Here is a 13,466-nt window from a genome sequence, read left to right on the forward strand (position 1 = left end):
TGAAGAAACTTATACCGTTGAGTTTTGCCTAGGTTTGTTTACTTGTGAGCAGATATGACTAGGTTTTTGGAAGCGGTTTTCCCGTGCGCGTACTCACCCGCAGCGCTGAAAAAGCTCGGACTATGTTTAATAACCGGGTGGAAATTGCCATTGGCGATATCCGTCAGCCAGCCACTCTTCCCACCGCTACCCAGAATATTACTCACATTATCTGTTGTACTGGCAATCGATGGTCCTTACACCTCTTATGATTTAAACACGCTAGTGAAAGCCAAAACAAACGGAAAATTAGGCGTCGTGGTAGGAACAGGCGATACTCTAGAAGGTGAAACCAGTCGAATTGACGTAGCCGCCGCCTGCGTTGAATGTATCGATAATCCGGTGACAGAGGGAAAGGTGTTTGAGTTAGTCAATAAAGGCACAAGACCCGCGAAAATTGATTGGATAGCACTGTTTTCTAGTCTAAATCGGTAAAACCCGCCTCTACAATGCTGTCCACAGTGCTAACCCACCACCGCGTCCTCTCGCCGCGATCGCACGGTTTTCGACGAGAAAATAGGTAAAAAATGCCTTATCTTTTAAAGGTTTATCATAAAAAGAAGCCTCTCGCTCTTGACCACCGCGAATATATCCTTCATATAACCTTAAACCAAATAAAGACACTTTCATGCGGGTAAAATCAAAAGCGAGGATATTTGTATTGGAAAAAAACTGAGTCGGTCCTGTGACAACCAGTTGCACAGATCCAAGTTCCACAGAATTGGCTACAGTTCCTTGCTCTGGATTGGCTTGTGACTGAAAGTAGGATAACTGAATCTTCACCCATTTCGGCAAAAACCGTCCCGCACCCAAAACAACACCAGCACGTTGACGAGAGCGTTTGGTTCCGGTGATAAATCCCAATCGCCATGTTCCCAGCAACTGAGAGTAGCTATGGCGCACTTTCGTCTGTTTTGCTGTCTTTTCTGCGGTTAACAGCATCTCAACCACAGCCTCTGGTGCAGGGGGTTTGGTAGAAGGCGTGGTTAAAGACGCGATCGCGTGATCAAGTGTCGGATCAGTTAAGTCTGTGGTCATAAAATGACTATACCAAAATAGTGGAATAGTTGTAGGTTGGGTTGACCTTAGGAAACCCAACAGAATCTAGGGCTAAAGTCCTGACTACGAACTTTTTTGCCCTAAAACCTTTGTCACGGGTTCATATTCAGCGTTAATCTGGGACACTAGCACCGCTTTCACCTCAACGGTGTTACTCTCCGCCTTGGCTTCTAATTCCTGACACAAATGAGCCAGACGGGTGGCTCCTACCATAGCACTGCTGGACTTCAACGTATGAGCTGTCCGTTGGAGCAGTTCAGTTTGTCCTTGAGTGAGGGCATCAGACAGGTTTTGTAAGAGTTTCGGGGCGTCCTCTAGATAACGCTTAATCACTTCGGCTAATACGTCCTCTTGATTAAGCATCTCACGTAATTGTTGAAAAATTACGGGATCAAACACAGGTTTATTTGACACATCCAATCCCACCGCCTTAGCGCTATCCGATGGGGTTGTATCATTAAGATGTTTCACCGGAATCTCTCTAGGATCTTCCAGACGTTCCACCTTCACATCTCTACAGGCTTTTTTTAACGCTTCCACCAATTCCTCGATGCGGATAGGTTTGCTGATATAATCATCCATACCAGCCTCAAGGCACATTTCGCGATCGCCTACCATAGCATTCGCAGTCATGGCAATTATTCGAGGACGTTTCGATTGAGTATCCCCATTTAAATCCAACCACTCTTGACAAATACGACGGGATGCTTCTAACCCATCCATTTCTGGCATCTGAACGTCCATAAATACCACATCATAAGGCTGACGCCGTAGCGCTTCTAGAACTTCTAAACCATTCCCCGCCACATCGGCTCGATACCCCATCCGTTGCAGCAGATGCAACGCCACCTGCTGATTCACCTGATTATCTTCTGCCAGTAAAATCCGTAGGGGTAAACGTTCACCCATCTTGGCGTCAATGTCTGGCGTTTTGGCGCTGTGGACTTTCACCTTAATCGGTACCCCTGCCATTGCTTGCATCAGCACATCACACAGTTGAGACTGTTTAATTGGTTTAGTCAGAAACCCAGCAAACTTCTGCTTCATATCCGGTTCCTCGACTTGCAACTCACCCAGAGACGACAGCATCACCAGAGGTAGGCTTTGACAACCGGGAAGTTTACGAATTTTCAAAGCCAATGTCACCCCATCCATCTCCGGCATCTGCATGTCTAAAATGGCAAGGTCAAACCGTTCCCCCTGATGCAGCCAGTCTAAGGCTTGAATACCCGATTGCGCCGCATAGCATTCCATCCCCCAAGCTTGAGCTTGTCGCATTAAAATCTTGCGATTCGTCTCGTTATCATCCACAATCAGCAGGCGTTGACCGTCAAGTTCCAACTGACAAACCTGATTACTATTAACTTGGGTGCTAGGTTCAGCCGGAACCACAACGGTGAAGTAAAAGGTTGAACCCACTCCATCTTGACTTTCTACCCACATTGTGCCGCCCATCATTTCACATAATTGCTTACAGATGGCGAGTCCCAACCCTGTGCCACCGTACTTACGGGTGGTTGAGGAGTCTACTTGACTGAAGGGTTGGAATAAACGGTTTAATCGTTCTGGGGGAATGCCAATTCCGGTATCCTTAACGGCAAATTGAATCCGGTAATGGGGGGTAGCTGCTGAGGGCGTAATGGATAGGGTTGGAGAATCAGTGCTAGTCGTTGTTTCCCGATGCTCCCATTGCTCATAGTCGAGTTTCTCGGCGCTGAGTGAAACAATCACTTCCCCCGATTGGGTAAATTTAACCGCATTACTTAAGAGGTTAACCAGAATTTGCCGTAAGCGGGTCACATCGCCGACAACCATTCTGGGGGTTTGGGGCGTGATTTGATAGGCTAGTTCGAGGTTCTTATCACTGGCTTTAGCTGCTAATAGATCCAGACAATTTTCAACACAAACTTGCAGATCAAAGGAGGCTTTTTCCAACTCCAGTTTGCCGGATTCAATTTTGGAGAAGTCGAGAATATCATTAATAATGGTGAGTAAGCTATCGCCACTATTGCGAATTGTGGTGACAAATTCCTGCTGCTGATGGGTTAACGGCGTATCCAACAGCAGCCCAGTCATCCCAATCACCCCATTCATCGGCGTGCGAATTTCATGACTCATGGTGGCGAGAAACTCACTTTTGGCACGAGTCGCGGCTAAAGCTGCGTCGCGAGCTTGTGCCAATTCTTGTGAAGCTTGCTGACGCTCAATTTCTCCACCAATCCACTGCGCCATGAGTCTTAAAAGTTCAATTTCTATGTCCTTGAATGGCTTTTGTCGGGATGTGAGACTAGCGAAGCAGAGCGTACCATAGAGTTGATCAGCGACAACCACAGGGACACCAATATAGGCTTCAACTTGGAAAATCTTGTAACCGGGGTGATTGTGCCATTGGCTGGTGCTAGCCGAGAGGATACACAGGGGCTTTTTGGCGTGTAAGATTTCGGCGCAGTAGGTTTGTTTTAGCTCAAGAGTGACCCCTGTAAATCTCAAATTATTGGGCATTTGGGCGGCGATGATTTCATAACGCCCATTTTCGGTGTCAATGTTTTCTACATGAGAGAGGATACCTACATCCAGATTAAACTGGCGGCGTCCCATTGCCAGTAAGTTTTGTAGCTTTTGCTCAAAGTTAGAATTTTGTGCGGTTGTGACTTCGTATAAGGCGCGAATTGTCGCCGCATTTTCTCGCAGTTCTTGCTCAATGTGCTTGCGTTGGGTAATATCGATGGCAATGCCTAAAATTGCCGGCGTTGCTGAGCCGGTGACATAGAAGGGAATGCGGGTGGTTTGCACGATGCGAATGTTACCCTGAGCATCGGTAACCCTTTCCTCTGGGATGTGTTTGGGTTGTCCATGTTGGATAATTTGCTGTTCTTCTTCCCGAATGCGGCGCAGTTGTTCGGGGGATTGAATAAAGTCCTCGTCTTTCTGGTTGAGCAGGTGTTCTACCGTCGTCCCATAAGCATCTGCGATCGCTTGATTAACTAAGATAAACTGTCCATCTAGATTTTTGGCGAAAATAAAGTGAGGGACAAGGTCAATGATTTGACGCAGCTTTTGCTCACTGGCTTGTAACTGTTCGGCGGCTTGCTTGCGTGCGCTAATGTCTTCGACGGAACCTTCATAGTACAGCAGCACACCATTCCCATCCCGCACCGCACGAGTATTTTCACTAATCCAGATAATACTCCCGTCTTGGCGATACACTTGAGACTCGAAACTGGATACAGCACCCTGTTGATGAATCAGGCGTTTAAATTCAGCGCGTTGGTTTTGATCGACGTAGAGTTGATGTTCACAATCGGTGAGTCGGCTAATCAGGGCGGAGGGGGAGGTATAGCCATAAATCCGAGCTAAAGCCGGGTTAGCGCTAAGATAACATCCATCGGGGGTAGTTTGGAAGATACCCCAACCCGCGTTTTCAAAGATACTGCGATATTTTTCTTCGGCTTCAAACAGGGCTTCGGCGACTTGAATACGTTCTTTAATTTCCCGTTCTAATTTCTCATTTACCTGTGTCAATTCCTGAGTGCGCTCATTCACCCGCTCCTCAAGTTGAGCATTTAGGGTACGCACCGCCGCTTCTGCTTGCTTGCGATCATGGATTTCAATTTCCAGCGCCTGATTTGCGGCTTGGAGTTGAGCAGGGCTAGGTAGCGCTAAGGCTTGGGGAATCAGCGGAATCAGGACTAACGCTGTGTAACAGGAAACCAGAGCCGTAAACGCTTTAATCAACCCCGAGATCCAATAATGTGGAAACCAAAGTGTCCAGACTCCCATGAGATGAGTCATCCCACAGGCAATAATAAAAGCACCAAATAAGAAAAATACTTTGGGAAACGGAATATCCTGTCGCTGGTTAACAAAGTAAAGCAGAGTAATCGGAATTGAAAAATAAGCCAGGGCGATTAAGGCGTCAGAAATAACATGTAGGGAGACTAAATTCGTTTGCCATAAGTAGCAATGACCGTGGGGAATATACAATAGTACTGGTAACAAATCTGGCATTGTCAGTCCTTCAGTAATCCAGCGGATTTACTCGCTTATTCAAGGGAGTGAATACTCCATGTTGTTTGGCTGTGAGCCGATTGAGGGTAGGAGCGCATAGCGATGCGCCCTGGCTCCCTTGATTGGGGGACACCAAGTTCAAGCTGCTGTCGAAACAAAGGAAATCAGGGATAGTTTGATTGAATTCCGTTTCCTGTAGGAAATGGCGAAAGATTAAAAGCTAATGGTAAATCACCCGTTTCTGTCTATTTAGTAGCACAACTTGTCAGAACTCTTTATCCTCTAACATGGAATACTTTATCTATAATAAACATTTTGGCTTGACGAATGACGTAGCTTGCTGCTCAAAGGAAGCGAGTATGACAAATGACAAATGACAAATTTGGAGTTGTGCAGCCAGCCCTACTTATAAATTGACACTCCAGCCGTGGACATTTGGCTCAACGCCCGAACTAATTCTTGTACCCGAATCGGTTTACTGATATAATCATCCATACCAGCGGCTAAACAAGTTTCGCGATCGCCTTGCATAGCATTGGCAGTCATGGCAATAATTCGTGGACGTTCTGTAGCTGACCATTCCCTGACTAGGCAACGGGTTGCTGCTAATCCATCCATTTCTGGCATTTGTACGTCCATTAATACCACATCATAGGGCTGACGGTGTAGGGCTTCAATCACTTCCAAGCCATTCCCCGCCACATCGGCTCGATACCCCATGCGGTGGAGTAGCTGCAATACCACTTGTTGGTTCACCGCGTTGTCCTCAGCCACCAGAATTCGCAAGGGTAGACGCTGCGCCATTTGCGGATCAATCTGGGAGGAAAGGGACGCGGGTTTCATCGGAATCGGCTTGCCCACCAAAACCTGATTCATGACATCATACAGTTGAGACTGTTTAATCGGTTTGGTCAGAATTGCGGTAAAATGCTCCTTGACACTGGGCTCACTTAGATCAGTCGTGCCAATGGAGGTTAACAAAATTAAAGGTAAATCCTGATACCCGGGTTGCTGATGAATCGCTACAGCCAGATTCAATCCATCCGTTGAGGACATCTGCCCATCCAGAATCGCCAGATCAAAGGGTTCATGCCCACGCAACCATTCCATCACTTGGGTTCTCGACTCCGTTGTTTGGGGATGCATTTGCCATACCTGACTCTGCTGGAGCAAAATTTGACGATTGGTGCTAGTTTCACCCACAATTAGCAATCGCTTCCCGACTAAAGACGACTTAGCCAGTTCCGTTTCCGATTCAGCCTCAACCACGCCATTTACCATCACCGTAAAATAAAAGGTTGAACCCACACCCACCTTACTGTCTACCCACATCGTACCGCCCATAATTTGACTCAGTTGTTTGCAGATAGCCAGTCCCAGCCCAGTGCCGCCATATTTGCGGCTGGTGGAGGAATCCACTTGGCTGAAGGGTTTAAATAAACGGTCTAATCGATCCTGGGGAATACCAATACCCGTATCCTTCACCGCAAATTGTAACCGATAGCGGGGGGGAGTGGCAGATGAAACAGCAACCGAATCCGACTCCATTTCCGCTGCGGCTAACCGATGCGCTGTTACCGAAACCACCACTTCCCCCGCCTGGGTAAATTTAACGGCATTACCGAGTAAATTCACCAGAATTTGGCGCACACGGGTAACATCGCCGATAAAGGTTCTGGGGGTTTGAGGCGGGAATTGGTAAGCGAGTTCCAGGTTTTTGGCAGAGGCTTTGGTGGATAGCAAGTCCAGGGATTCTTCGATACAGTTTCGCAAATCGAAGGGGATTTCTTCTAAGTCCAGTTTGCCGGATTCAATCTTGGAAAAGTCGAGAATATCATTAATAATCGTGAGCAACGTATCGCCACTATTGCGGATAATTTGCACAAATTCCTGCTGTTCTGCATCCAGTTGGGTATCCAGTAGCAATCCCGTCATGCCAATCACACCGTTCATCGGTGTACGAATCTCATGGCTCATGGTTGCCAGAAATTCACTTTTTGCCTGAGTTGCAGCCAGAGCGGCGTCGCGAGCGGCGGCGAGTTCTTTGGCGGCTTGTTGGCGTTCGATTTCCCCACCAATCCATTGTGCCATTAATCGTAATAGTTCGATATCGAGTGCTTTAAAGGGTTTGTGGCGGGGGGTGACACTAGAAAAACTCAGGGTACCATAGGGTTGACCTGCGACAACAACCGGGACACCCAGATAGGCTTCCAGTTTAAAGGTTTGATAACAGGGATGATCACGCCACTCACTATTGCTGGCGGCGGGAATAGACAGGGGTTGATTGGCTTGCAGCGTGGCGTGACAATAGGTTTGGCTTAAATCCAGGTGAACTCCTTTGGGATTGAGGTGATTGGGTAACTCAGTCGCGATCGCGTGATACTGATTGTCGGTGACTTGAGATAGGATGCCAATCTCTAGGTTAAACTGCTCGCGTCCCATTACCAACAGGTTTTGCAGGCATTGGTCAAAATCCAGTTCGACGGAGGATGTGAAATTATATAATGCCCGAATCGCGGCTTCACTTTCACGCAGTTCTTGTTCGACTTGTTTGCGTTGGGTAATCTCAATAGAGATACCCAGAACAGCGGGGGTGTCTGAGTCATTGAGATAGAAGGGCATTTTCGTGGTTTGTAAAATGCGAATCTTGCCCTGAGCATCGGTTAAAATTTCTTCAGGAATATATTTTCGTTCTCGTTGATCAATCACGGCTATGTCATCGGCGCGGAAGCGATGCACTTGTTCGGGGATAGACGCCACATCTGTCTCATTTCGTCCCAGCAGATGTTCGACAGAGGTGCCATAGGCGTCGGCTAGCGCCTGATTGACGAGAATAAACTCACCCTCCCGATTCTTGGCGAAAATAAAATGGGGTACTAAGTCTATAACCTGACGCAGCTTTTGTTCACTGGCTTGTAACTGCTTCTGCGCCTGGGTGCGAGCGGTAATATCTTCGACGGAACCTTCATAATATAAGATCGCTCCCTGATGATCACGCACAGCACGAGAGTTCTCACAAATCCAGATGATACTGCCATCTCGACGATACACTTGACATTCAAACCCAGAGACTGCACCCTGTTCGTGGACTAAGCGGATAAACTCGCGGCGCTGGCTGGGATTCACATACAGTTGATGTTCAACATCGGTAATGTGGTTAATTAACTCATCAGGTGAAGCATAGCCATAAATTCGCGCCAATGCGGGATTGGCACTGAGATAGCGTCCATCGAGTGTGGTTTGGAAGATGCCACCTACGGCATTCTCAAAAATGCTACGATATTTTTCTTCGGCTTGGCGTAGCGCGTCTTCAGCGTGAATGCGTTCCTGGATTTGATCGGCTAATTGGTGATTCACCTGTTGGAGTTCTTTGGTTCGCTCATTGACACGCTCCTCAAGTTGTGCATTCAGTGATCGCACCTCGGCTTCAGCTTGTTGGCGATCGCGAATTTGCGTTTCTAAGGCTTGGTTGGCGGCTTCGAGTTGAGCGGGACTCGGTAAGGCTAACGCTTGGGGAACTAGGGGAATCAGGGCTAATGCTGTATAACAGGAAATTAAGGCGGTTATGGCTTTAATTCCACCCGATAGCCAATAATGGGGATACCAAAGTGTCCATACTCCCATAACATGGGTCATGCCACAGGCAATAATGAATGCGCCAAAGAGGAAGAAGACTTTGGGAAAGGGAATATCCCGTCTCTTATTCACAAAATACAGCAGAGTACCGGGAATGGAATAGTACGCTAGGGCAATTAATGAGTCAGACGCAACATGAAGGGACACGAGATTAGTCTGCCACAAGTAGCAATGCCCATGGGGGATAAAGGAAAACGGTAATAAAGTCATTTGGTAAACACCCTTGCCAACGTTTGGATGGGTTTTCTATGATTCCCCATTATTTCAGTCCAGATTATTCCCGACTCTACCGTAAGCTGTGGCTTTACAGAATCTTTAAAGTTTTCTCCCGGAACTTTACCGAAACTTCATAGATCTCACCCTGGGATTACAGTAGTCTTTTTAGTGTAGTAGAGAGTTAAGGTTGACTCCGCCAAATGAACAGAGCGGGGTCTTTTTGTGGGAATGGGGAATCCTTCAAAGGGTTTGGTTACCAAACTCCTACTGTCGGCGGGGTCAACCGGATTCATTAATGTTACAAAACTTAAACATTAAATCCAGGTTCATTCATGTCGGGGATGAGAAATACCCCATCGGGATTTACCCCCCAGATTTAGGGGAAACGCCAAATCAACCGCCTAGATATGGCGAAATGAACCGATAGGCGTCGCGATCGCAGGATAGTTCCCAAGCTTAACTCAAAAGCCTACAGCTTGTTGTCCCATAAGTTTGTGCAGAAACTCCTCTCCCCATTTTTGGCACAAGGATTTAGCATATAAGGGTGACTAAACTGTACAATCCCTTACAATCCCTAAGGGAAGGTAACTGGTTCAAGCTCATCTGCGGCGCCAGTTTTCAGCACCTCCCTGCCGTTCGTAACCTCACCTTGGCGTATACTCTAGCTGGGGCTGATTGTATTGATGTGGCAGCTGACCCCGCCGTCATTGCGGCGGCAAAGACAGCCTTAAAGGTGGCGACAAGCCTGGTAGAGTCCGGTCAAGCACAAGGTATGGGATACCGTAACCAACCCTGGTTAATGGTCAGTTTAAATGATGGAGAAGATCCCCATTTTCGCAAAGCTGAATTTAATCCGAATGCCTGTCCCCCAGACTGTCCCCGCCCTTGCCAAACCATCTGTCCGGCTCAAGCGATTGTCTTCGAGCAACCGCCAACTCAGGCGGAAACTCTCCGCCAGTGGGAGCCAGATCAACCCTTCAACTCCCCTCACTCACCCCAGGGATTCTCCGGTGTTATCGATCAACGCTGTTATGGCTGTGGACGTTGCTTACCCGTTTGCCCCAGTCAACTCGTATATACTCGATCCTACGTATCCACACCCACAACCCTGGCTGAAGTAATTCTCAAAAACGAAGTTGATGCCCTGGAAATTCATACTCAAGTAGGACATTTTACAGATTTTAAACGACTCTGGGGCGCGATCGCACCCTGGATTCATACCCTGAAGTTGCTGGCTATCAGTTGTCCTGATGGTGAGGGCTTCATTGATTATCTGTGGGAACTTTACCATCTGATCGCGCCCTTACCTTGTCCCCTAATCTGGCAAACCGATGGTAAGCCAATGAGCGGTGATATTGGTATCGGAACAACTCGAAAAGCCGTGAAGCTAGCCCAAAAAGCGTTATCAGCCAATTTACCAGGGTTCGTGCAACTGGCGGGTGGAACCAATCACCATACCGTCAGTAAACTCAAAGCAGCCGGACTCCTCACCCTGGGAACAACGGAGGAATCTGCTGCTAATCCAGTAAAGCCCTTTGTCGCGGGTGTGGCTTACGGTAGCTATGCCCGGGTATTACTTACTCCGATTTTAGACCAACTCGATCAATACCATGAAGCAAATCATGATATCAATTCCCAATCATTTCCATTATCATCAAGGGCAAACCTGGAAAATGATCCGCAGCGGCTGCTCAAAGCCGTAGCCATCGCCCATTCTCTGGTGTCCCCATTGAAGTCTGTCCCTAAGCCTGTTTTTGCTTTGAGCCAAAATCAACCGGAACTATCCCTTTGATAACCAACAGCGATCGCTCTTTTTCACATACAAGCCTATGGTGAATGCCAACGGGATGAACCCATCCCATCCCCAATCGTTATCCAATCAAGAATTATCCAACACCACCAATTTAGCTGGGATGCAGATTACTGAGGATCTCCAAAAGTTACTGGATATTTTGCCCAAGGATATTCGCCAAATCCTAGAGCAACACCCCCATCGCGACAATTTAGACAATTTAATTGAAGTGGTGATGGATTTGGGTCGGTTTCCTGAGGTACGTTTCCCATCTGGCGCCGAATATCTATCAGATATACCCGTCACCGCTGAACAATTAAACTATTGTGTTGAGCGGGTTGGGCATTTCAGTGGAGATAATCGAGCCGGACTGGAGAAAACTTTACACCGGATTAGCGCGATTCGCAATCGTCCCGGCGACATTATCGGGTTAACCTGTCGCGTCGGACGAGCCGTGTTTGGCACTATTGGTATGATTCAAGATCTCGTGGAACGAGGTCAATCAATTTTGATGTTGGGACGTCCGGGTGTGGGCAAAACGACGGCGTTACGCGAAATTGCCCGGGTGCTGGCTGATGATCTGCAAAAACGGGTGGTGATTATTGATACCTCCAATGAAATTGCTGGTGATGGAGATATTCCTCATCCTGCTATTGGTAGAGCGAGGCGGATGCAGGTGTCGCGTCCGGAACTTCAACATCAGGTGATGATTGAAGCGGTGGAAAATCACATGCCCGAAGTGATTGTCATTGATGAAATTGGCACCGAACTCGAAGCCCTCGCCGCCCGCACAATCGCGGAACGGGGGGTGCAGTTAGTGGGTACGGCTCATGGAAACCAAATCGAGAATCTGATTAAAAATCCCACGCTCTCTGATTTAGTCGGTGGGATTCAAGCGGTAACTCTGGGTGATGATGAAGCCAGACGCCGGGGTTCTCAAAAAACGGTATTAGAACGCAAAGCACCGCCCACGTTTGAGATTGCTGTCGAAATGCTGGAGCGTCAGCGCTGGGTAGTACATGAAAGTGTGGCGGATACGGTGGATTCCCTGCTGCGGGGACGTAAACCGAATCCCCAAGTGCGGACAGTGGATGAACAGAATAAGGTGATTATTACCCATGAATTTCCTGATGCGCCCGCACCCTTGGAACGCCATAACCCGTCGGGGTTAGTGGCTAAACCCAGTGGCTGGCGTTCGTCGGGACAGATGCAGCCTCTGTCGCGCTCCTCATCGCCGTCTTCGGCTCAAACGAGTTACTTTGATCAGCTGCTCCATGATTCTTGGCAACAAGCTAGCCCCGTTGATGAGGTTGTAGACACTATTGGACCCAATGGTGAGGATTTGCCCCTTCATATCTATCCTTATGGGGTGAGTCGCCATCAAATTGAGCAGGTGATCCGAGTCCTAAATTTACCCGTTGTTTTAACGAAAGACATGGATAGTGCTGATGCGATTTTGGGCTTGCGATCGCACGTTAAAAGTCACTCAAAACTGCGCTCAATTGCTCGCTCCCGTCAAATTCCCATTCACGCGGTTAAAGCTAGCACCATTCCCCAAGTGACTCGCGCCCTGCGGCGTATGTTGGATATGGATGACCCCGGAACCCCCGATACGGCGGATTTGCGGTTGTTTACCCAAAGTGGAAGTGATGATGAGATTGAGGCGCTTGAAGAAGCACGTTTAGCTGTTGAGCAAATTGTGATTCCCAATGGACAACCCGTCGAGTTACTTCCGCGATCGCCAAAAGTACGGAAGATGCAGCATGAACTGGTTGAACACTATCGCCTCAAGTCTGATAGTTTTGGCGATGAACCCAATCGCCGCTTGAGAATCTACCCCGCTTGATGGCAAGGGATAGGGGTGTGGCAAGAGGATAATGTGTAGAGTAGCTCACGAGACTCTTGCTTCACCCGTTCTTCCATCACAGCTTGCTGCAATTGGATAAAGGCGGTAAAGTCTTCCATATCATATTTATTGACTAAAAGCTGACGCAGTTGTTCTTCAGCTTGCACGGTCAGATAACCGGTCTTTTGTGCTTCTTGTACTATTTCGCGAATTAATCTCATCAGTGAATCTCCAGTGTTAATCGGTAGATGAAAGTCACGTAAGGTTCGGTGACTGATTGCTCTAAGCAACAGTCATCTTGAGCAAGAGATCTCCCGTAGAGGTTCCCTTGGCTGATGGCATTGTGATAACTTGTTTTATCGTTAAAAAAATTACCTTTTTTTAACAAACGTTCACATACATAGTTCCACCCCTGAACATAGCTACCCCTAACCTGAAGATATGTAAAAGCATCGCTTTACCCTGAATAAAGCAGCCAATGCTTTATTATAGGGCATTTCATCGTCCTATAAAGATTATATTAAATTTTGAATGGAGGTAGACAAGTTAATGATCTTTAATAAAACTTGACATTTATATATTCTTTATGTAAATGCATGATAAATGATGAAATTGAGCGATCTGTTCCCTGACCCAGGACAAATTAGCCAATTTTCACAAATCTCTTGACATATTCCCTGCCAAAACTGCTAATATAATCAAGGTACACACTTTGGGGTGTAGCCAAGTGGTAAGGCAGCGGGTTTTGGTCCCGCCATTCCTAGGTTCGAATCCTAGCACCCCAGTCGCATCTACCGCTTCCAAAAACCTAGTCATATCTGCTCACAAGTAAACAAACCTAGGCAAAACTCAACGGTATAAGTTTCTTCA

Annotated in this window: 6 protein-coding genes, 1 tRNA gene and 1 pseudogene; 4 read left to right on the top strand and 4 right to left on the bottom strand. The window is 47.4% G+C overall.

Translation table 11 applies throughout. The annotated features are described in order from the left end of the window. Positions 1-74: 74 nt before the first annotated feature. Positions 75-474, top strand: a pseudogene (locus ACLGGO_RS32750) (SDR family oxidoreductase); the annotation flags it as partial. Between the two features lie 9 nt (positions 475-483). Here ACLGGO_RS32750 and ACLGGO_RS32755 read toward each other — a convergent pair. The 3 genes from ACLGGO_RS32755 to ACLGGO_RS32765 all read right to left on the bottom strand — a co-directional run bounded on the left by ACLGGO_RS32755 (position 484) and on the right by ACLGGO_RS32765 (position 8,952). Beyond that, on the bottom strand, positions 484-1,077 hold the full coding sequence (locus tag ACLGGO_RS32755) for a hypothetical protein (RefSeq protein WP_446338326.1): 594 nt from the start codon (positions 1,075-1,077) through the stop codon (positions 484-486). Positions 1,078-1,161: 84 nt separating this feature from the next. Beyond that, entirely contained in the window at positions 1,162-5,106 is a 3,945-nt protein-coding gene (locus ACLGGO_RS32760; RefSeq protein WP_446422455.1) for a response regulator, read from the bottom strand. Between the two features lie 402 nt (positions 5,107-5,508). Beyond that, positions 5,509-8,952: a response regulator gene (locus ACLGGO_RS32765; protein ID WP_446422456.1), complete on the bottom strand. Its 3,444-nt coding sequence runs from the start codon at positions 8,950-8,952 to the stop codon at positions 5,509-5,511. Between the two features lie 550 nt (positions 8,953-9,502). Between ACLGGO_RS32765 and ldpA the strand changes: the two genes are divergently transcribed. Further along, a complete protein-coding gene (gene ldpA, locus ACLGGO_RS32770; protein WP_446422457.1) occupies positions 9,503-10,750 on the top strand; it encodes a circadian clock protein LdpA in 1,248 nt (415 codons plus the stop codon). Positions 10,751-10,871: 121 nt separating this feature from the next. Beyond that, entirely contained in the window at positions 10,872-12,596 is a 1,725-nt protein-coding gene (locus ACLGGO_RS32775; RefSeq protein ID WP_446422458.1) for a R3H domain-containing nucleic acid-binding protein, read from the top strand. Here the strand turns inward: ACLGGO_RS32775 and ACLGGO_RS32780 are convergent. After that, positions 12,584-12,817 (bottom strand): hypothetical protein, encoded by a 234-nt coding sequence (locus tag ACLGGO_RS32780; protein WP_446337574.1) that lies wholly within the window; start codon positions 12,815-12,817, stop codon positions 12,584-12,586. The two genes, ACLGGO_RS32775 and ACLGGO_RS32780, sit on opposite strands and share 13 nt — an antisense overlap. A gap of 492 nt (positions 12,818-13,309) precedes the next feature. On the opposite strand from ACLGGO_RS32780, the gene ACLGGO_RS32785 reads away from it, so the two are divergent. Continuing rightward, positions 13,310-13,381: transfer RNA gene (locus tag ACLGGO_RS32785), tRNA-Gln, on the top strand. Positions 13,382-13,466 lie beyond the last annotated feature (85 nt).

This window comes from Coleofasciculus sp. (assembly GCF_046565525.1).
GTDB lineage: Bacteria > Cyanobacteriota > Cyanobacteriia > Cyanobacteriales > Coleofasciculaceae > Coleofasciculus.